Origin of the sequence: Salinispora pacifica DSM 45544 (assembly GCF_000378845.1) — a bacterium.
GTDB classification, from domain to species: Bacteria; Actinomycetota; Actinomycetes; order Mycobacteriales; family Micromonosporaceae; genus Micromonospora; species Micromonospora pacifica.
In genome coordinates this window covers 679,191-697,926 of sequence record NZ_KB905359.1, presented here as the reverse complement: position 1 = coordinate 697,926, position 18,736 = coordinate 679,191, and the positions used below count along the sequence as shown (strand labels likewise).

The following is an 18,736-nucleotide window of genomic DNA, read 5'->3' as shown; positions in this document are numbered from 1 at the left end:
GATCTTTCGGACAGTCGGGCTTTCATCGGGTGGCGGTCAGCGTTTCCATCCTCCGGACGACGTCGGCCGGGGTGGGCAGTGCGGCCAGCTCGGCGGCGAGGGCCTGCGCCTGCCGGGCGTACCGGTGGTCGGCGAGTAGCTCTCGGCTGTGGGCGGCCAGTACGTCCGCCAGCTCGTGGTCGGCCTGGTGGGGAGCGCGGGCCGTCACGGCGGCGCCGAAGTTGGACAGAGCGTCGGCGATCGCCCTGGTGTGCGTGTTCGGGGGAGTGATCACCTGCGGCACTCCCGCGGCGATGACGGCCATCGTGGTGGTGGCGCCGCCGTGGTGGACCGCCAGGTCACAGGTGGGTGCCACGGTGTCCAACGGGATCCAACCGATGCGGACGTCCTCCGCCGTCGCACCGAACTCCTCGGCGACCCGAGTGGGCGCCGCGATCACCACCTCGGCGCCCACGGCGGTGAGCTGCGCTGCCAGCCGCCGTAACGAACGGCCGGCGAGCATGCGATGGTGCGTTCCGGAGGTGATCAACACCCGGGAGCGGCCCGGCGGACGGGTGTAGGCCCACCGTTGGAGGCGACGCTGGGGGTTCGTGGCCACGTAGCGCATGGGGTGTACGTCGGCGGCGGGCGACGACCGCAGCGACGGCGGGCTGACATCAACCACCAGGTCGGGTTTGGGTAGCCCGCCCAGACCCCGGCGGCTCAGCTCCGGCGCAAGCTCCTCCGCCGCCACCGGGTCGATCTCCGCCATCGGAATGCGCAGATACTCGATGTGTCGTACGAAGGGGACGTCCCGTGCGGCGGCGAGCAACCCTGCCGCGTAGCTCATCGAGCTACCGACGATGACGTCCGGCCTCCAGTCCTGTGCCAGCTCGCTCAGGCCCGCCAGCGTGGCGGCGGCCATCCTCCCCAGTCCGCGGCCGGTCACCACCATCTCGTGCGGCGAGTCGACGGTGGCGAGGAAGCGCCGGATCGACGCCGACGTGATCGACACCCCGGGTAGGCCGACCGTCTCCACCGCGTCGATGAGCGGCTCGTTCGTGGCCACCAGTACCTCGTGCCCCGCGTTGCGTACCGCATGGGCCAGGGCGGTCATCGCATAGACAGTGACGTGGCTGCCGGTGGTGAGGAAGAGAAACCTCATCGGCGGGCGTTGGTCTTCCGTGCGGTGCTGCCCGCCGCGAGGCGGCATTCGGTGACGAACTGACCCGACGGACTGTGCCCGGATGCCGTCACGGCGAGGCCGGCGCGCGCGGCGAGGTCCCGGAACTCGTCCAGGGTCCGGGGCTTGCCGCCGGTCTGCACCATCATCAGTAGCCCGGCCGAGGCGGCCGACCGCCCCGGGGAGACCCCGCCGACCACGACCACGCGGCCGTCCGGTGCCGCGGCCTCGGCGCAGCGGGTGAGCAGCGCGACGGCCTGCTCGTCCGGCCAGTCCAGGAGCAGGCGTTTGAGCAGGTAGACGTCGGCTCCGGCGGGCAGCGGGTCGAAGAAGCTCTGCCCCTGTACGGCGACCCGGTCGGCAACCCCCGCGGCCGCGAAGACCTCGGTGGACCGGGCGACCGTTCGGGGTAGGTCAATCAGGGTGCCGCGGACCGTCGGTCGGGCCCGCAGGATTTCGGCGAGCGTCTCGCCGGTCCCACCGCCCACGTCAACGACGTGACCGACCTGAGTCCAGGCGTCGTCGAGGAGGACCGCCGGATCGGATGCCTCGCCGGCGCGCCGACCCATGTTCGCGTCGTAGCTGGCCGCGAGGTCGGCGTCGGCGTCGAGGTCGGCCCAGTAGGAGCGTCCGAAGACGGTCTGGTACCCGGGTTGTCCGGTCCGCACCGTCGCCAGCAGTCCGCTCCAGGCGGCGGCGCTGCGTCCACCGTGGCCGTCCAGGGCCAGGCCGTGCAGCCGGCCGGACCTCAGCAGGGAACGGGCCGCCTCGTTCAGGGCGAACTCGCCCTCGACCGGCTCTTCGAAGACGCCCTTGCCGACCAGGTGGCGCAGGACCCGGGCCAGGCAGTCCCGGTCACACTCGGTGTGGCGGGCAAGCTCTCCGATCTCGGTGACGCCAGCCGCCAGCTGCTCGGCCACGCCCAGGGTTACCACCACGCGTAGGCTCCACGGCGTCGCCAGGTCGCTGAGTGAGTCGACATCCACCTTTTCTGGCACTGCGTCGTCCCTCCACTGTTGGGTGGCCTGCGGCGGCCCGCTTCGTGGCCATTATCGGCGTGCTGTTGCTCGTTCGAGAATGTGTTCAATCCCTGTTTGTGGGGCCCGCCCGCGGAGTTGTTCAGCTGGGGACCGTGGCCAGTTGAACGTCGTCACACCGCAACTGTGGCGTTGCGGCGTGCCGGACCAGATGTCAGACTCCGTCGAGATCGAGTACGTCCACACCGTCGAGCGGGTAAAAGCGTTTTCGATACCTTCCCTGGGTGAAAGACGGTCGAGATGACAGGCGTATACCGAGCGAGCCGACAGTGGGAACGCATCACTCGGCACTGGTTCACCGAGGACGCGGCAGTAGATCTCTCGCACTTCAAGTCGGAGCGGCCGAACCACAAGATGTCGTTGTGGGATCCTGAGGTGAACGGCGTGCGGTATCTCAAAACGCTGGTACACAATCTGGCGACCACACTTGATCCGGACGACTGGGCGCGGTTGCGTCGGACGGCCCGGCGTGAGGTGGGTGATCCGGTCGTGGTGCGGTGGCACGGAATGCCGATCTGCCTGGACTACCTGCAGGCCACGCTCGAGGTCGGGTTCATCGAGCGGAGCATCGACCTACGGGGCGCCCGGGTGCTCGAGATTGGAGCCGGCTACGGGCGGACCTGTCACACCCTGCTGTCAAACTATGATGTCGCTGCCTACTACATTGTGGATCTGCACAGTACCATGCGGTTCAGCCGTCGCTATCTGCGGGTGGTCCTGGACGATGCCCAGTTCGCGAAGCTCCGCTTCGTCCCGGTGGAGGACGGGGACGTGGGACTGGCCCTCAGCGGAAGCGATTTCGACCTCGGCATCAACATCAACTCGTTCGCCGAAATGACCCCGGAGACCGTACGCTGCTACCTCGATCTGATCGACCGGCGGTGCGCGGCCCTGTATGTGAAGAACCCCGTCGGCAAGTACCAGGATCGGAGCCTGGACGGACACGTCGAGGGCGACGAGGCCCGATGGCGGGCGATGGAGACCGGTCCACTCCGCCAGGTTCTGGATATCCACGACAACCAGGCGGTGCGGGCCGCCGTGCCGGGGTTCCTCGCGGCCTATCGGCCCGGCCCCGACTGGCGCGATGTCAATGATGCGTGGGCCGTGCCGTGGAGCTTCTACTGGCAGGCCGTCTACCGCCGGAAACGACCGGGCGGTGGCGGCTGACCAGCCGGACCGGCGACGAAGCCGGAGGGTACGACAACTCGCGAACACCGGAGATCGGAGGAGCGGTGGACCGGGAGCCGGCGACGGGCGGTGACCCACCCCTGGTGAGCGTACTGGGAGCGGCTGGCTACCTGGGGTCGGTCGTCACCGCCCGGTTGGCGCAGCTTCCGATCCGGTTGCGGGCCGCCTCGCGTCGCCGTAGCCCGCTACCGGAGCAGGTGGTGGCCGAGGTGGAGGTCTGCACCGGGGACCTCACCGAGACAGAGCGCCTGGCCGATGTCGTCGCGGGCGCCGACGTCATCTTGCACCTGGGTAAACACAGCGGTGGGTGGCGTGACGCCGACACTCCGGAGGGAGAACGGGTGAACGTGGGCATCGTGCGTGACCTCATCGAGATTCTCGGCCGGCGCCGGCCGACGCGGACCACTCCGTTGGTGGTGCTCGCCGCGACCACCCTGCAGGTGGGACAGCCCCCGAAGCGGCCGATGACCGGCAGCGAACCGGACCGTCCGGAGACCGCCTACGGCCGGCAGAAACTGACCGCCGAACGGTTGCTGAAGGCCGCGAGCGCGGCGTCGGTACTGCGTGGGGTCAGCCTGCGGCTGCCGACCGTGTTCGGGCAGAGCCCACTGTCCCCGGTGGCTGATCAGGGCGTGGTGGTCACGATGGCCCGGCGGGCCCTCGCCGGTCAGCCGCTGACGATGTGGCATGACGGCACCGTTCGGCGGGACCTGGTGTATGTCGAGGATGCCGCGGACGCCTTCCTGGCCGCCATGCGCTGCCCGGATGCGCTGACCGGTCGACACTGGCTGGTGGGCTCCGGCCGCCCGGACACGCTGGGCGCGGTCTTCCGCACGGTGGCGAGGTCGGTCGCGGCGCAGACCGGCGAGTCGGCCGTACCGGTGATCTCGGTACCGGCGCCGGCCGACGCCCCCGTGATCGACTTTCAGAGTATGCAGATCGACCCGACGCCCTTCCAGCGTGTCTCGGGGTGGTGTGCGCGCACGGAGCTCGCGGAGGCGGTGCACCGCACCGTGGCGGCCCTGCTCGACGGGCGTGACCGGTTCTAGGGAGGCCAGGTGAAGGTCGAGAAGCTCACGGTCCAGGGCGCGTTCGTGTTTACCCCCGAGGTCTTTCCCGACCGCCGTGGACTGTTCGTGTCACCGTTCCAGCGAGCACCGTTCGCTGCGGCGAGCGGGAGCCCGCTCCTGCCCGTCGCGCAGACCAACCACAGCGTGTCCCACCGGGGTGTGGTCCGCGGAGTCCACTACACCAGCGCGCCGCCGGGTGCGGCGAAGTACGTCTACTGTGCTGCCGGTACGGCGATCGACATCGTCGTGGACGTCCGCGTCGGTTCACCGACGTTCGGCCGCTGGGACGCGGTGCGGATGAGCTCGCGGGAGATCCGGGCGATGTACTTTCCGGTCGGGGTCGGGCACGCCTTCGTGTCGCTCGCCGACGACACCGTCATGTCCTACATGCTCACCGGGTCGTATGTCCCGGAGCATGAGCGGGTGGTCTCCGCCCTCGACCCAGCTCTGGGGCTGCCGATCCCCACGGACCTGGAAACGATCATCTCTGACCGGGACCGGGGGAGTCCGAGTCTGGCCGAGACCGCCGAGGCCGGCCTGCTCCCCGACTACCAGCTGTGCCAGGTGCTGGAGCAGCAGCTATATCAGGTGGCCCACTGATCGCCGCCGGGCCGGCTGTCGGCCGGCTCCAGTGAAGGGAGGTGCCGGATGCCCGCTCTCATCCGGCTGGGAGTCCTGGGGTGTGCCAGCATCGCGCTCCGCCGGTTTCTGCCGGCCTTGACCGAAGCGACCGGGATCGAACTGAGAGCGGTCGCGAGCCGCGACCCCGCCCGGGCCGGTACGGTCGCCGAGCAGTTCGGCTGCCGGGCTGTCGACGGGTACGACGAGTTGCTGGACCGGGCCGACATTGACGCGGTATACATTCCACTGCCCACCGGGCTGCACGCGTACTGGGTGAGCCGGGCCCTGGCGGCCGGCAAGCACGTGCTCTCCGAAAAGCCGCTCACCAGTGACCAGGTCACCGCCCGCAAGCTGGTGAACCAGGCGGAGCAGGCGGGACTCTGGCTACTGGAGAACTACATGTTTCTCCACCACCGTCAGCACGAGATGGTCCGCGATCTTGTCGCCGCGGGCCGGATCGGCACGACCCGGCTCTTCACTGCACGATTCGGCATCCCGCCACTCGCCCCGACGAACTGGCGCTACCGCGGCGAGTTCGGCGGGGGCGCGCTGCTCGACGTCGGCGTCTATCCGCTGCGCGCCGCCACCTACTTCCTCGGCCCGGAGCTCGACGTCGTCGGCTCGGTGCTGCGGACGAGTCCGGGCCGCGGCGTTGACCTGGCCGGCCACGTCCTGCTGGCGACCCCGTCGGGGGTGACGGCAGAACTCTCCTTCGGGTTCGAGCACGCGTACCGATCCTGTTATTCGCTCTGGGGGGAACGGGCGCGACTCACCCTGGACCGGGCTTTCACTCCGCCGGTCACCCGACAGCCGGTAATCCGGATCGAGGCTGACGGCCATCCCGAGGAGGTGCGGCTCCCCGCAGATCATCAGTTCCGGAACATCGCGGAGTTCTTCGCCCGGTCCGTGCTCGATGATGCGGACTACCGTCCGCAGGCGAGGGCGATCAACCAGCAGGCGGAACTGATCGACAAGGTGCGGTCGTCCGCCGTGCGCCTCCCCTCGTCGCACGGGGACGCACGGAGCGGGTGAAGCGGCTGACGGGCCGGGCACCCGGGTGCTATCGCGGTGGTTGGGCAGTGCTGCCGCGGGCGGACATGAACTCCGCGACCATCGCCACGAACGCCTTCTTGTCGGTATCCGGAAGGAAGAAGTACGGCGCGATGACCTCGGAGAGCCCGGGCCGTACGAACGTCATCGGCTGGTCGCGCCGGTGGAGCGGCTCGATGACGCAGACATCCTCGGGGTGGGTGCCCCAGTAGGCCATGTCGGTGGCGACCGTGTACCACTGCTGTTCCGTCGCGATCAGACCGTACGCCCGAGCGACGGTCTGCTCCTTGAGGCAGCGGGGAGCATGGCTGGCGGCAGTTACCTGCAGCACCCGGTGCACGCCGTGCGCGGCGAAGATGCCCGCCGCGGTCTCCAACTCGGCGACCGTGTTGCCGGCCTGCGGCATGATGATGATGTCCCGTAGCGCCTGCCGGAAGGCGGCCCGTTGCGGGCCGGCGAGCCGGGCCAGGAGCGGGCGCAGCCGGGGGAACTCCTCGAGCCGGGCGAGGTTCGCCAGGAAGAACCGCTTCGTGAACTCGCCCTCGTTGATGCCGTCGCGCTGGGAGAAGCCGCTGCCCATGACGATGCAGCCGAGCTCGTGATCAGGGCTCAGGGTCAGGATCTCCCGCGCCAGTGTGGCCGCGTCGCCCAACCTGTCGTCCCGGGGGCGACCAAGGACCAGGTCCTCCCACGCCTCCGTCTCGAGGTGACGACTGTGCAGAAGGACGCCCACCTTCGTGGTCAATACGGAACTCCTCCGGTGTGGGCCTGCTGGTGCGGTTCAGGATAGCCAGCATCGATCCCTGGCCGGGGCGGCGGCCGGCCCCGGCCAAGGCTCCCCGGCCCAGGTTGGGCCCCGGCTATCGGCTGGCGACCAGTTCCTCTACCGTGTGCACGACCTCGGCGGGCGGGGGAAGTCCGGCGATCTCGGCGGCCAGGAGCCGTGCGCGTTCGGTGTACCGGGGGTCGGCGAGGATTCGCCGGCAACCGGCGGCGATCGCCTCGACCGCCGCCCGGTCGCCGTCCGGGGGCACCGGGGCGGCGGTCAGGCCCGCGCCGACGTCGGTGAGGGCCCTCGCGACGGACCGGGAGTAGTCGTTGTCGGGGACCACCAGCTGCGGTGCGCCGGCGTTCAGCACCGTCATCGTGGTAGCCGCGCCGCCGTGGTGTACCGCCAGATCACAGGTGGGGGCGACGACATCCAACGGTACCCAGCCGACGCGGACATCGCGGAACTGCGCGCCGAACTCCGCGGCGGCGCGTTCCGGTGCCGCGATCACCACCTCGGCGCCAGCCGCGATGAGCTGGTCCACCAGATGTCGGATGACGCTGCTGCGCGAGTGCAGGAAGAGGTTGCGCGTGCCCGCGGTAACCAGCACCCGCGGGCGGTCGGCGGGCCGGGTGTACATCCATGGCTGCAGGCGACCCTGCCGGTTTTTCGGAATCCAGCGCATCGGCCGTGCGCCGGGGGTGGGCGACGGCCGGAGGCCCGGCGGGCACACGTCGATGAACAGGTCGGCCGCCGGTGGCCCGCTCAGGCCAAGTCGCTCCAGGTCGGGTGTGATTCCCGGCTCTGGGCGCAGCGGCACGATGTCCCAGTAGTGGCGCACGTACAGCGCCTGGGTCTCCACGGCGACGAGGCCGGGGACGTAGGACAGGCCACCGACCACCACATCGGGTGGCCACTGCCCCGCCAACTCCAGCAGGGCCCGCAACCGGGCCGCGGGCTTTCCCGGATGGGGCGTGGGGACCGCCGGCAACCCGATCGCCGCCGCGGTCTCCAGCAGCGGTTCGTCGGCGGTCAGCAGGATTTCGTGACCGGCGTTACGGGCCGCGGTCGCCAGGGGGGCGATACAGAACACGGTGGACTGACTACCCCCGACGGTGAACATGAACTTCATCGATTTGAGGTACTTTCTAGGAGGTGGCGAAGGGGCGGGTGGGGCTCGGGCCAAGCCGGTTGGCGAGCTCCGGTCCGTGGGAGATCGCGCAGCGCACGATGCTGCAGATTCGGTCAATATCCGCCGCGCAGACCGCCGGGCCGGTCGGCAGGGCGAGGACCTGCTCCGCCAGGCGCTCGGTGTGCGGCAGAGAGACCGGCCGCTGGGACCGGTAGGGCTCCAGCTGGTGACAGCCCGGGGAGAAATAGCGCTGCGCGCCGGCATTCTCCGCTCGGAGTATCCGCATCACCAGGTCGCGATGGATGCCCGTCACCGCTTCGTCAATCTTGAGGATGACGTACTGCCGGTTGGGCTCCTGGGCCTCGTCGAAGTCGACGACAGTCAGGCCGCCCAGTCCGCGCAGCGCGGCACAGTAGCGTGCGTGGTTGGCCCGATTGTGGCGCACCGTGGTAGCCAGTGCGTCCAGCGAGGTCAGTCCCATCGCCGCGGAGGCCTCGGTCATCTTGGCGTTGGTGCCGACCCCCACGCTACGGCCGTCGGTGGTGATCCCAAAGGTACGCAGCGCGCGAAGCTCCCCGGCGAGAGCGTCGTCGTTGGTCGCCACCGCACCGCCCTCGAAACAGTTGACCACCTTGGTGGCGTGGAAACTGAACATCTCCGCGCTACCGAAACCACCGATCCGGCGGCCCTGATGGCTACACCCCAGTGCGTGCGCCGCGTCGAAGACGAGCGTGAGGCCGTGCGCGGCAGCTACCTTCTCCAGCTCACCCGCCGGGCTGGGCCGGCCCCAGAGGTGAACTCCGACGATGCCCGAGGTACGCGGGGTCAGCACCGTCTCCACCTGCTGCGGGTCGAGACATCCGGTCTCCGGATCGACGTCGGCGAAGACCGGCGTCAGCCCCAGCATCGAGGCGGCATGTGCGGTGGCCACGTAGGTCATCGCGGGCATGATGATCTCGCCGGTGAGTTCGGTGGCCTGGTAGAGCAGCTGCAGCGCCATGGTGCCGCTGCAGGTCGCCACGCAGTGCCGTACGCCTGCCAGCGTCGCGATGCGTTCCTCGAACTCCCGGACCAGGGCGCCATTGGTGAGCCACTTGTTGTCCAGCGCGGTGTGCAGTCGCTCGAACAACCGCGACCGCTCTCCCACGCTGGGCGTTCCCACCTGCAGCATCTGCGGGAACGTCGGAGTCCCGCCGAGAATGGCGAGATCGGCGACCGTGTCTTTCACGCGCGGGCCTCCAAAGCCGTACGAGCTGTCGGACGAGCACCGTCGCGTACCGCGCTCGTCCCCCGGTGGAGCCCGGCTGGTGGCGCGCGGCGCCGGGTGGTGCGGTGGACCCGCTCCACCGCCGTTCCAGTGGAGCTCCACCCGGGGCCGGTCGTCTCCGGCAAGGCTCGCAGCCATGAGAATCCTCGTGACCGGGGGAGCCGGCTTCGTCGGCTCGCAGTACGTACGTAACCTCCTCGACGGCGTCTACCAGGGGTACGAGAACGCGGAGATCACCGTCCTGGACCTCCTCACGTACGCGGGGCGCCGGGCGAACCTGCCGGTGGCGGACCGTCGGCTGACCTTCGTCCGGGGCGACATCGGTGACCGGGGCCTCCTTCTCGACCTGCTGCCGGGGCAGGACGCGGTCGTCCACTTCGCGGCCGAAAGCCACGTGGACCGGTCACTACAGGACGCGTCGCCGTTCCTGGCGACCAACGTGCTGGGTACCCAGAACCTGCTGGAGTGCTGCCTGCGTCTCGGTATCGAACGGATCGTGCAGGTCTCGACGGATGAGGTCTACGGCACCATCGCGGAAGGCGCCTGGACGGAGGAGCATCCGCTCCGGCCGAACTCCCCGTACGCCGCCTCGAAGGCTGCGGCCGATCTGCTCGCCCGCGCCTATCACCGCTCCTACGGGCTGCCGGTGGTGATCACTCGCTGCACGAACAACTATGGGCCGTACCAGCATGTCGAGAAGGTGATCCCGCGGTTCGTCACCAACCTGCTGACCGGCCAGCCGGTGCCGCTCTACGGAGATGGCCAGAATGTCCGGGAGTGGCTGCACGTCGCGGACCACTGCCGCGGGGTGCAGCTGGCGCTGGAGCAGGGGCGCGCGGGTGAGATCTACCATCTCAGTGGTGGAGTTGAGCTGACCAACCGAGAGCTCACCGCACTCCTCGTGGAGCTCTGCGGAGCCAGCTGGGACGCGGTCCGGTTCGTCGCCGACCGGTTGGGACACGACCGGCGCTACAGCCTCGACGACGGCAAGGCCCGCCACGAACTCGGCTACGCCCCGCAGGTGTCGTTCGAATCGGGCCTGGCCGCGGTCGTGAACTGGTACCGCGACAACCGCGACTGGTGGGCGGAGCGTACGCGCGACCCGCGACCAGCCCGGGAGAGCGCCGGCTCGAGCATGGCGGTGCCCCGGTGAGCGCACCAAGGGTCGTGATCACGGGCCTCGGCGTCGTGGCGCCCGGCGGTGTGGGTACGAAGGCGTTCTGGCACCTGATCACCGCCGGCCGGACCGCGACCCGGCCGATCACCGCTTTCGACGCTGCCGCGTTCCGGTCGCGGATCGCCGCCGAGGTGGACTTCGAGGCGGCGCAGGCGGAGCTGTCCCACCGAGAGCGTCGTCGACTGGACCGAGCCGCCCAGTTCGCCCTGGTCGCGACGAGGGAGGCGATCGCCGACGGTGGCCTGGAGCCGGACCGGTTCGATCCCACCCGGGTTGGGGTGAGTCTCGGCACTGCCGTCGGTGCCACCTGCAACCTGGAATCCGAGTATCTCGCCCTCAGCGACACCGGGCGGGAGTGGGTCCTGGATCACCGGTATGCCAGCCCACACCTCTACGACTACTTCATGCCCGGCTCGATGGCGGCGGAAATCGCCGCGGAGTGCAACGCCCAGGGGCCGGTCACTGTGGTCTCGGCGGGATGCACCTCCGGCCTGGACGCGGTCGGCCACGCGGCCGATCTGATCCGGGAGGGCGCCGCCGACGTGATGGTCACCGGCGGTACCGACGCGCCCATCTCGCCGATCACGGTCGCCTGTTTCGACGCCATTCGGGCGACCTCACCGAGTAACGACGATGCCGCACACGCGTTGCGGCCCTTTGATCGCACCCGGAACGGCTTCGTTCTCGGCGAGGGCGCCGCCACGCTGTTGCTGGAGACCGAGGAGCACGCGCGGGCCCGCGGCGCCCGGATCTATGCCGAGATCGCCGGCTTCGCCTCGCGGAGTAACGCCTACCATATGACGGGCCTGCGGCCCGACGGCGCCGAGATGGCCGCCGCCATCACCGCCGCCCTGGCCGAGAGCCGGCGCTCGCCCCAGTCCATTGACTACGTCAACGCCCACGGCACGGCGACCAAACAGAACGATCGCCATGAGACCGCCGCGCTCAAACGGGCACTCGGTCCGCACGCGTACCGGACGCCGGTCAGCTCGATCAAATCGATGATCGGTCATTCGCTCGGGGCCATCGGCTCGATCGAGATCGCCGCCTGCACCCTCGCCCTCGACCAGGGTGTTGTCCCACCCACCGCGAACCTGCGCGAGCCGGATCCGGAGCTCGACCTGGACTACGTCCCGCTACACGCCCGGGAGCAGCGGCTCGACACGGTGTTGAGCGTCGGCAGCGGCTTCGGCGGCTTCCAGAGCGCGATCGTGCTCACCCGGTTGGGCACGGGACCGGCATGACCACAGCGGTGATCACCGGCATCGGCGTCGCGGCGCCGAACGGCGCCGGGACCGAGAACTTCTGGGCCGCGACGCTCCGCGGCGAATCCGGCATCGGCCCGATCCGCCGCTTCGACACACGGGGCTATCCGGCTCGACTGGGTGGCGAGATCGACGACTTCGACCCGGCGGAGCACCTGCCCCGCCGGCTGCTACCACAGACCGACCGGATGACCCAGCTCGCCCTCACGGCGTCGGCGTGGGCGTTGGCCGACTCCGGGGTGGCGCCGGGCACCTACGACCCGGGCGAGACCGGGGTGGCGATGGCCGGGGCGTTCGGCGGCTTCGAGTACGGCCAGCGGGAGCTGGAGAACCTCTGGTGTTCCGGCCCGGAGCGCGTCAGTGTCTACATGTCGTTTGCCTGGTTCTACGCCGTCAACACCGGGCAGCTGTCCATCCGGCACGCCCTGCGGGGCCCGGCCGGCGTCGTCGTCGGTGACCAGGCCGGCGGGCTCGACGCGGTGGCGCAGGCCCGGCGTAACATCCGCAAGGGGGCGCGGCTGATGCTCTCCGGCGGCTTCGACAGCTCCTTCTGTCCGTACGGGTGGGTCGCCCGGATCAGCGACGGGACGCTGAGCACCGACGAGGATCCGCGTACCGCCTATCTTCCCTTCGACCTCCGCGCCCGGGGTCAGGTCCCCGGCGAGGGGGGTGCGGTCCTGGTGGTCGAGGAGGCCGCCGCGGCCCGCCGTCGCGGCACCCGGATCTACGGGGAGATCGCCGGGTACGCCGCGACGTTCGACGCCGCGGCCCGGTACGGCGGTGAGCGGGGTCTGGGCCGCGCGGTGGAGGCCGCTCTCGCCGATGCGGGGGTGACCGCCCGGGAGGTCGGGGTGGTCTTCGCAGACGGTTCCGGTCGGCCGGCCGACGACCGCGCCGAGGCCGAGACCATCGCGGCTGTCTTCGGTCCGCAGGGGGTGCCGGTCACGGTCCCGAAGACCATGACCGGACGGATGAGCTCCGGTGGCGCCCCGGTCGACCTCGCCGGTGCGCTGCTGGCGATGCGAGACGGGCTCATCCCGCCGACGGTCAATGTGCGAACGGTGGCCCCGGGCGCGCGGCTGGATCTCGTCACCGGTGTTCCCCGGCCGTGGCAGCCGGGACCTGCGTTGGTGCTGGCGCGGGGCCGGGGTGGTTTCAACTCCGCCATGGTGCTCCGGCCTGGCACCGCGGCTCCCAACCGCACCGGAGCAGCCAGCGTCACCGGCCGCGAAGCACCCACCCGATCAGGAGGGAAACGTCATGAAGCAGATGACACTGTCGGCCCTGGAGGAGATCATGCATAGGTGCGCGGGGGACGACGAGTCCACGGATTCGTTCCAACAAGCCCCCGAACGGGCCTTCGCCGACCTCGGCTACGACTCTCTCGCGCTCCTGGAGACCCAGAGCGTGATTCGGCGCGAGTACGGCGTTGACCTCTCCGAGCAGGCGTTGGGAGCGGCGGAGACGCCGCAGCAGTTGGTTGACCTCGTGAACCGATGGCTGTCGGCCGTCTGACCGGCCCGCTGGCCCTGCTGATGCCGGGCCAGAGCGCCCAGTACCAGGGGATGGGCAGCGGGCTGTACCGCGATGTACCGGAGTTCGCGCAGCTCATGGACGAGCTGTTCCTGCTGATGGGGGCGGTTGGAGACGAGCTCCGTTCGGACTGGCTCGCCGCTTCGCCCCGGGTACCGATCGACCATGCCGACCGCTCCCAGCCGTTACTCTTCGCCATCGACTATGCGCTCGGCCGGCTCCTGATGGATTGGGGACTGCGCCCGACAGTTCTACTCGGGCACAGCATCGGCGAGCTGGCCGCGGCGACGCTGGCCGGGATCTTCGATCCAGCCAGCGCGGTCCGGATCGTGCGGCACCGGGTCGGTCAGTTCGCGACGGTGCCGGCGGGCGGGATGGCCGCCGTCGCCGCGTCCCGAGCGCAGGTGCAGCCCCACCTCCGGCCGGGGGTCGACATCGGCGCGATCAACGCGCCCCGGCAGACCGTGATCGCGGGGGCGGCCGAACCACTGCGGACCACCCTGGCCACGCTCCGGCGGGCAGGCTTCACCTCGGCGCCGGTGCCGTCAACGGTGCCGTTCCACAGCGAGCTACTCCGTCCGGTGGCCGTCGCAGCTGGTCCGTTGCTGGCCAGCCTGCCGGTCCGGTCGCCACAGATACCCCTGGTTTCCGGGTACACCGCCGGCTACCTGACCGACGCCGAGGCGCGGGATCCCGGGTACTGGGCGCGTCAACCGGTGGACCCGGTGCTGTTCTGGCCGGCCTTGACGACCCTGGCGGACGCCGGGCCGCAGCTGCTGGTCGAGTGTGGCCCGGGGAACGGCCTGACGACACTCGCGCGGCGGCTGCCGCAGGTTCGCTCCGGGCACAGCGAGGTGCTGGCGCTGCTCGGCCCGCCGACGGGTCCGTCCCGGGAGGCCGAGCAGCTCGCCGCCGCCGCTGCCCGCCTCGGGATCTCCCCGCCCTGATCCGGCTCTCTCCGAACACCAGCCACGGAGGGGACACGCTCCTCCAGAATTGTGGAGGCGAGATGGCGACCTACCAACCGGCCCCGTTCACCCAGGTCGGTCGCCCGGCGCTGGTTCGTGGCCCGGGCGACTGGTGGGAACGCGTCGAGTTGATTACCCCGGCGATGTGCGGCCCCAACTCGCTCTTCGTCGGGCAACTCGGGGACTGGACGTGGGACGCGGTGGGCGCCGCCTGCCACCTTGACCCCTACTCCGCGGTGGATCCGGCCGGTAACCCGGTCTATCTCTCCTTCGCGTACTTCCGGGTTCAGGCCTGCCGGGAGTTGTCCGTAGAGCAGTTGACCTTCGGTGATCGGCTGCGGGTGCGCTCCAAGGTCTTCTCCTGCGGCGGCGATTCGGTGCTGACCGTGCATCAGGTCAGCCGCCACGACGGGGTATCCGGCACGGCCCTGAGCGGGGACACCGCCGGCACGGACGACTTCTTCAGTTACGACACGCCCGGCTGCCTGCATGTCGAGACGTTCAACCGGTGGATTCAGCGCTCCGGTGCGGGAACAAACCATGGGTTGCGGCGGGCCACGCCGGTCGGCTTCCGAATAGATCACCTGGAGCAGATCGCCGACGAGTACACCCCGCGGCGAATCATATCGAATGTCCGTCGGGCGGCCGGATTCCGGTCGGTGGGGGAGCCACCGCCGCAGGTTCGCGTGACGCTGACCTATCAGGTGAGCGCCAGCCGTGATCTGAACGGCGTCGGCCTACTGTACTTCGCGTCGTACTTTTCAATTGTGGATTGGGCCGTCCTGCAGCTGTGGCGCTCGCTCGGCCGGTCGGTGGCGGGCTTCCTTCGCCGGCGGGTCCTGGATCGGCAGGTCTGTCTGGTGGCCAACGCCGACGCCGACGATGTGCTCGATGTCGAAGTCACGATGTACCGAGATGCTTCGGGGGAGGAGGTGGTCGATGTGAGCCTCCGCCGGGGCCAGGACGACAGCCTGCTCGCTGTGGCGCGTCAGCGGATCACCCCGCCAGCGAACTGACGGCGGGCTGCTCCGCCGTTACGAACCGAGGTGGTCATTGATGAAATCGACCAGCGCCCGGGGTGTGTGGACGCGCTCCAGGTCGTCCTCGGAGATCAGGACGCCGTAGTCGCGTTTGATCCGGCTGTGCGTCTCCAGCAGCGCCAGCGAGTCGTACCCCAGCTCATCAAAGGGCTGGTCTGGGGCGTGCTCGAACGACTGCCAGTCCCCGTCCCAGACGTACTGGCGCATGAGGAGCTCGAGCTCCCGCAACGTGATCGGCGGCACGAACGACTCCTTCGCCCTGCGGTCGATGTGGCTGCCGGCGCCCGGTGCCCCATCCGAACCGTTTTCGGATCGCATTGTGCCGATCCTGCGGCCCCGACCTCCGGGTGCGCTCGAGGGCGAATCGAACCTCGTACCGGCGAGTCGGCGGCGAACGGCTGGACGGGGGCCGGGGAGTCTTTGCAGAATATGTGCGTGCGTGCTCAGCAGCCGAACCCGGACGAGGTTCGATCCCGCCTGCGCCATCTCGCGCGACTGCGGCAGGTCCGGGACCGTATCGACCGGGAGTACGCGCAGCCGCTGGACGTGCAGGCGTTAGCCCGCGGAGTGAACATGTCCGCCGGGCATCTAAGCCGTGAGTTCCGCCTTGCCTACGGTGAGTCGCCGTACGCGTACCTGCTGACCCGGCGGGTGGAGCGGGCGATGACACTACTGCGACGCGGCGACATGACCGTAACGGAGGTCTGCTTCGCGGTCGGCTCCTCCTCGCTGGGGACGTTCAGCACGCGCTTCACCGAACTGGTGGGCGTGCCCCCCAGCACGTACCGGCGGATGGCGTCGGAGGCGACGGCGGGGATGCCGTCGTGTGTGTCGAAGCAGGTGACTCGGCCGGTGCGGAGCCGATCGGCGGGGGAGCGGCAACCGGTCTGAGCACGGGACGACCCGAGCCCAGCTTGAGCGCTGCCCGAGCACCGCCGGCCAGACTTCGGCCGGGTAGCCATCGTCGGCGGAAGTCCTGGTGCGCCCGGCCTCAGGCCGAGGGGCGGCGGCGCCGCCCGGCGGGACGGCACGGAGACACCCCGCGGTGAGGAGGACTCAGGTGAAGGGCATCGTCCTGGCCGGCGGCTCGGGGACGCGGCTGCACCCGGTGACCCTGGCGCTGTCGAAACAGCTTCTGCCGGTCTACAACAAACCGATGATCTACTATCCCCTTTCGGTGCTCATGCTCACCGGGATCCGGGACATCCTGATCATTTCCACGCCACGGGACCTGCCGTTGTTCGAGCGGCTTCTCGGCGACGGTTCCCGGTTCGGCCTGTCGATCTCGTACGCCGCCCAGCCGGTTCCGCGGGGCCTGGCTGACGCCTTCGTCATCGGTGCGGAGCACGTCGGACCCGACCCGGTCGCCCTCATTCTGGGCGACAACATCTTCCACGGCTATCGGTTCTCGGAGCGGCTGCAGGCGGAGAGCCGGGATATCGACGGGTGCGTGTTGTTCGGCTACCCGGTCACCGATCCGCAGCGGTACGGGGTGGGGGAGACCGACGCGACGGGTCGGCTCATCTCCATCGAGGAGAAGCCACGTAGGCCCCGATCCAATCGGGCGATCACCGGGTTGTACTTCTACGACAACGACGTGGTGGACATCGCCAAGAATGTTCGCCCGTCGGCGCGGAACGAGGTCGAGATCACCCGAGTCAACCAGGTCTACCTGGAGCGGGGTAAGGCGAGACTGGTCGATCTGGGTCGTGGGCTGGCCTGGCTGGACGCCGGCACCTACGACTCGTTGCTCCAGGCCAGTCACTACCTGCAGACCCTGGAGCAGCGGCAGGGCATTCATATCGCCTGTCTGGAGGAGGTGGCCCTGCGGATGGGTTTCATCGACGCCGAGGCCTGTCACGCTCTCGGTGCCGAGTTGGCGCATACCGACTACGGCCGGTACGTCCTGAACGTGGCGGCGCAAGCACGCTGAGCTTTGACTGCGCCGGGCCGGCGGAGCCGGCGCGGTACAGGTGGTCCGCGGTGTGTTTGGTTATGCGGACGGAACGGAACGGTCGGGCGAGAAGAGATTGATCAGGGCTGCTGTCAGGGCGACGGCGAAGAGCCCGACGATGACCAGCACTGGTATGCGGAAGGCGGTCAACCAGTCGCCGGTCCGGTCGAGGCTCGCGAAGAGGGCCGCACCGACGAGACCAACGCCCAGCCCGCCACCGAGTGCCTGCCCGGCCTCGAGCATCCCGCCAGCGCTTCCGCCCTGGGTCTGTGGCACGGGAGAGAGGGCAACGGTCAGGTTCGGGGCGATCACCAGGCCGCCGGCCACCCCCGAGGTGATCAGTCCGCCACCCAGCCCGACCAGAAGCAGCGGCAGCGTGGCCGCGTGCGGGGAGTCCGGGTCGGGAAGAAAGAGGTCGGCGACGAGTAGGGCGGTGAGCCCGACTCCCGCGAGGAGTAGACCCGAAACCACCAACGGTTTGCCGAACCGCCCCGCCTTGGACCCGGCGATCACGGCACTGATGGCGGCCCCCAGGGCCAGTGGGGTGAGCGCGATCCCGGTCACCAACTCGTCATGACCGAGTCCGTGTTGCAGATATTCCGACATCAGGTAGTAGATGCCGTCGTAGCCGGCGGTGTAGCAGATGGCGATGATGATCCCCGCCGAGAAGGAGCGGAACCGGAACAGCCTCATGTTGAACATCGGTTCACCGTGCCGGGCGTATCGCGTCTCCCAGCGCACGAACCCCACCAGCACCGCCACCGCCGTGGCCAGGAGCGTCCAGGTCAACCAACCCGGCATCTGCTCACCCTGGACCAGCCACAGAAAGCCCAGCCCGACCGTCAACAGGACGGCGCCCACCAGGTCCATTCGTGGCCGCTCGGCCCGCTCCGCGACGGGGAGCAATCGCCACCCGAGAACCGCGATGACGATCCCGATCGGCACGTTGACCAGAAAGGCCCACCGCCAGCCCCACTCGGCGCCCCCGACGGCGATGAACCCGCCGCCGAGTACCGGGCCGATCAGCCGGGCGACGCTGATCCCGGCGGTGACCGCTCCGAACGGGAATCCCCGTTCCCGGGGGGAGAATATCCGCTGGATTGTCCCTAACACCTGGGCGAGCGCCAGCCCGATGCCCGCACCCTGAACCAGTCGGGCGGCGATCAGCCACGCCTCGTGTGTGGCCAACGCCGCGGTTGCGCTGGCCACCACGAACGCCACCACGCCGGTCACGAAGATGTTGCGCCGGCCGTGTATGTCACCGAATCGGCCCGCGGGCACCAGCACCAGGCCGATCGCCAGGTAGAACGCCGACACCAGCCACTGCTGGGTACTCGAATCCAACTCGAGCGCCGTGCGGATCGTCGGCATCGCGATCACCACCAGGGCGATGTTGAGCCCGGCGATAAAGGTGATCAGCGCACTCACCACCACCACCGGGCCCCGCGGCACCGGACGACCGGATCCGGTCCGGGGCAGTCCCCGCTGATGCTCCGTGGTCAC

19 protein-coding genes are annotated in these 18,736 nt (G+C 69.6%); 12 read left to right on the top strand and 7 right to left on the bottom strand.

Annotated features, from left to right (window positions below):
* Positions 1 to 22: 22 nt before the first annotated feature.
* Both SALPAC3_RS0103225 and SALPAC3_RS0103220 read right to left on the bottom strand, forming a co-directional pair.
* Positions 23 to 1,144, bottom strand: coding sequence for a glycosyltransferase (locus SALPAC3_RS0103225; RefSeq protein WP_018219831.1), 1,122 nt, complete (start codon positions 1,142 to 1,144; stop codon positions 23 to 25).
* A complete protein-coding gene (locus tag SALPAC3_RS0103220; protein WP_026185197.1) occupies positions 1,141 to 2,148 on the bottom strand; it encodes a methyltransferase in 1,008 nt (335 codons plus the stop codon). The genes SALPAC3_RS0103225 and SALPAC3_RS0103220 overlap by 4 nt, the downstream gene beginning before the upstream one ends.
* Positions 2,149 to 2,439: 291 nt before the next feature.
* On the opposite strand from SALPAC3_RS0103220, the gene SALPAC3_RS0103215 reads away from it, so the two are divergent.
* From SALPAC3_RS0103215 to SALPAC3_RS0103200, 4 genes are all read left to right on the top strand, one after another.
* On the top strand, positions 2,440 to 3,366 hold the full coding sequence (locus tag SALPAC3_RS0103215) for a putative sugar O-methyltransferase (RefSeq protein WP_018219829.1): 927 nt from the start codon (positions 2,440 to 2,442) through the stop codon (positions 3,364 to 3,366).
* 65 nt (positions 3,367 to 3,431) lie between these two features.
* Positions 3,432 to 4,436: an NAD-dependent epimerase/dehydratase family protein gene (locus SALPAC3_RS0103210; protein ID WP_050563720.1), complete on the top strand. Its 1,005-nt coding sequence runs from the start codon at positions 3,432 to 3,434 to the stop codon at positions 4,434 to 4,436.
* A gap of 9 nt (positions 4,437 to 4,445) precedes the next feature.
* Positions 4,446 to 5,057 carry a dTDP-4-dehydrorhamnose 3,5-epimerase family protein gene (locus SALPAC3_RS0103205; protein WP_018219827.1) on the top strand — a complete coding sequence of 204 codons (612 nt, stop codon included), beginning with the start codon at positions 4,446 to 4,448 and terminating at the stop codon, positions 5,055 to 5,057.
* 48 nt (positions 5,058 to 5,105) lie between these two features.
* A complete protein-coding gene (locus tag SALPAC3_RS0103200) occupies positions 5,106 to 6,110 on the top strand; it encodes a Gfo/Idh/MocA family protein (protein ID WP_018219826.1) in 1,005 nt (334 codons plus the stop codon).
* A 28-nt stretch (positions 6,111 to 6,138) separates the two neighbouring features.
* On the opposite strand, the gene SALPAC3_RS0103195 is transcribed toward SALPAC3_RS0103200, so the two are convergent.
* The 3 genes from SALPAC3_RS0103195 to SALPAC3_RS0103185 all read right to left on the bottom strand — a co-directional run bounded on the left by SALPAC3_RS0103195 (position 6,139) and on the right by SALPAC3_RS0103185 (position 9,257).
* Complete coding sequence (locus SALPAC3_RS0103195) at positions 6,139 to 6,873, bottom strand: YdcF family protein (RefSeq protein ID WP_018219825.1); 735 nt, start codon at positions 6,871 to 6,873, stop codon at positions 6,139 to 6,141.
* 115 nt (positions 6,874 to 6,988) lie between these two features.
* The gene (locus SALPAC3_RS0103190; protein WP_018219824.1) at positions 6,989 to 8,020 is read right to left on the bottom strand and encodes a glycosyltransferase; all 1,032 of its coding nucleotides are present in this window, start codon (positions 8,018 to 8,020) and stop codon (positions 6,989 to 6,991) included.
* Between the two features lie 25 nt (positions 8,021 to 8,045).
* Positions 8,046 to 9,257 (bottom strand): DegT/DnrJ/EryC1/StrS family aminotransferase, encoded by a 1,212-nt coding sequence (locus tag SALPAC3_RS0103185; protein ID WP_018219823.1) that lies wholly within the window; start codon positions 9,255 to 9,257, stop codon positions 8,046 to 8,048.
* Between the two features lie 175 nt (positions 9,258 to 9,432).
* On the opposite strand from SALPAC3_RS0103185, the gene rfbB reads away from it, so the two are divergent.
* The 6 genes from rfbB to SALPAC3_RS0103155 all read left to right on the top strand — a co-directional run bounded on the left by rfbB (position 9,433) and on the right by SALPAC3_RS0103155 (position 15,255).
* Positions 9,433 to 10,449 (top strand): dTDP-glucose 4,6-dehydratase, encoded by a 1,017-nt coding sequence (rfbB, locus tag SALPAC3_RS0103180; RefSeq protein ID WP_026185195.1) that lies wholly within the window; start codon positions 9,433 to 9,435, stop codon positions 10,447 to 10,449.
* A complete protein-coding gene (locus SALPAC3_RS0103175) occupies positions 10,377 to 11,717 on the top strand; it encodes a beta-ketoacyl-[acyl-carrier-protein] synthase family protein (protein ID WP_018219821.1) in 1,341 nt (446 codons plus the stop codon). The genes rfbB and SALPAC3_RS0103175 overlap by 73 nt, the downstream gene beginning before the upstream one ends.
* Positions 11,714 to 13,042, top strand: a complete 1,329-nt coding sequence (locus SALPAC3_RS0103170) for a ketosynthase chain-length factor (protein ID WP_018219820.1) — start codon at positions 11,714 to 11,716, stop codon at positions 13,040 to 13,042. Before SALPAC3_RS0103175 ends, SALPAC3_RS0103170 begins: the two co-directional genes overlap by 4 nt.
* Complete coding sequence (locus tag SALPAC3_RS0103165) at positions 13,008 to 13,253, top strand: acyl carrier protein (protein WP_018219819.1); 246 nt, start codon at positions 13,008 to 13,010, stop codon at positions 13,251 to 13,253. Before SALPAC3_RS0103170 ends, SALPAC3_RS0103165 begins: the two co-directional genes overlap by 35 nt.
* Positions 13,235 to 14,218: an acyltransferase domain-containing protein gene (locus tag SALPAC3_RS0103160; RefSeq protein WP_018219818.1), complete on the top strand. Its 984-nt coding sequence runs from the start codon at positions 13,235 to 13,237 to the stop codon at positions 14,216 to 14,218. The genes SALPAC3_RS0103165 and SALPAC3_RS0103160 overlap by 19 nt, the downstream gene beginning before the upstream one ends.
* A 62-nt stretch (positions 14,219 to 14,280) precedes the next feature.
* Positions 14,281 to 15,255, top strand: coding sequence for an LnmK family bifunctional acyltransferase/decarboxylase (locus SALPAC3_RS0103155; protein WP_018219817.1), 975 nt, complete (start codon positions 14,281 to 14,283; stop codon positions 15,253 to 15,255).
* Between the two features lie 18 nt (positions 15,256 to 15,273).
* Here SALPAC3_RS0103155 and SALPAC3_RS0103150 read toward each other — a convergent pair whose 3' ends face one another.
* Positions 15,274 to 15,597, bottom strand: coding sequence for an acyl carrier protein (locus SALPAC3_RS0103150; protein ID WP_018219816.1), 324 nt, complete (start codon positions 15,595 to 15,597; stop codon positions 15,274 to 15,276).
* A 111-nt stretch (positions 15,598 to 15,708) separates the two neighbouring features.
* On the opposite strand from SALPAC3_RS0103150, the gene SALPAC3_RS0103145 reads away from it, so the two are divergent.
* Together SALPAC3_RS0103145 and rfbA are read left to right on the top strand one after the other, a co-directional pair.
* Entirely contained in the window at positions 15,709 to 16,170 is a 462-nt protein-coding gene (locus SALPAC3_RS0103145) for a helix-turn-helix domain-containing protein (protein ID WP_018219815.1), read from the top strand.
* A gap of 169 nt (positions 16,171 to 16,339) precedes the next feature.
* The gene (rfbA, locus tag SALPAC3_RS0103140) at positions 16,340 to 17,212 is read left to right on the top strand and encodes a glucose-1-phosphate thymidylyltransferase RfbA (protein WP_018219814.1); all 873 of its coding nucleotides are present in this window, start codon (positions 16,340 to 16,342) and stop codon (positions 17,210 to 17,212) included.
* 60 nt (positions 17,213 to 17,272) lie between these two features.
* On the opposite strand, the gene SALPAC3_RS0103135 is transcribed toward rfbA, so the two are convergent.
* Complete coding sequence (locus SALPAC3_RS0103135; RefSeq protein WP_408640407.1) at positions 17,273 to 18,670, bottom strand: MFS transporter; 1,398 nt, start codon at positions 18,668 to 18,670, stop codon at positions 17,273 to 17,275.
* Positions 18,671 to 18,736: the final 66 nt, after the last annotated feature.

Excerpts from the sequence above, each read along its gene's own strand:
- SALPAC3_RS0103165 (WP_018219819.1), top strand. The coding sequence starts at position 13,008 with ATGACACTGTCGGCCCTGGAGGAGATCATGCATAGGTGCGCGGGGGAC.
- SALPAC3_RS0103190 (WP_018219824.1), bottom strand. The coding sequence starts at position 8,020 with ATGTTCACCGTCGGGGGTAGTCAGTCCACCGTGTTCTGTATCGCCCCC.
- SALPAC3_RS0103160 (WP_018219818.1), top strand. The coding sequence starts at position 13,235 with ATGGCTGTCGGCCGTCTGACCGGCCCGCTGGCCCTGCTGATGCCGGGC.
- SALPAC3_RS0103150 (WP_018219816.1), bottom strand. The coding sequence starts at position 15,597 with ATGCGATCCGAAAACGGTTCGGATGGGGCACCGGGCGCCGGCAGCCAC.
- SALPAC3_RS0103145 (WP_018219815.1), top strand. The coding sequence starts at position 15,709 with ATGTGCGTGCGTGCTCAGCAGCCGAACCCGGACGAGGTTCGATCCCGC.
- SALPAC3_RS0103225 (WP_018219831.1), bottom strand. The coding sequence starts at position 1,144 with ATGAGGTTTCTCTTCCTCACCACCGGCAGCCACGTCACTGTCTATGCG.
- SALPAC3_RS0103200 (WP_018219826.1), top strand. The coding sequence starts at position 5,106 with ATGCCCGCTCTCATCCGGCTGGGAGTCCTGGGGTGTGCCAGCATCGCG.
- SALPAC3_RS0103215 (WP_018219829.1), top strand. The coding sequence starts at position 2,440 with ATGACAGGCGTATACCGAGCGAGCCGACAGTGGGAACGCATCACTCGG.
- SALPAC3_RS0103155 (WP_018219817.1), top strand. The coding sequence starts at position 14,281 with ATGGCGACCTACCAACCGGCCCCGTTCACCCAGGTCGGTCGCCCGGCG.
- SALPAC3_RS0103170 (WP_018219820.1), top strand. The coding sequence starts at position 11,714 with ATGACCACAGCGGTGATCACCGGCATCGGCGTCGCGGCGCCGAACGGC.
- rfbB (WP_026185195.1), top strand. The coding sequence starts at position 9,433 with ATGAGAATCCTCGTGACCGGGGGAGCCGGCTTCGTCGGCTCGCAGTAC.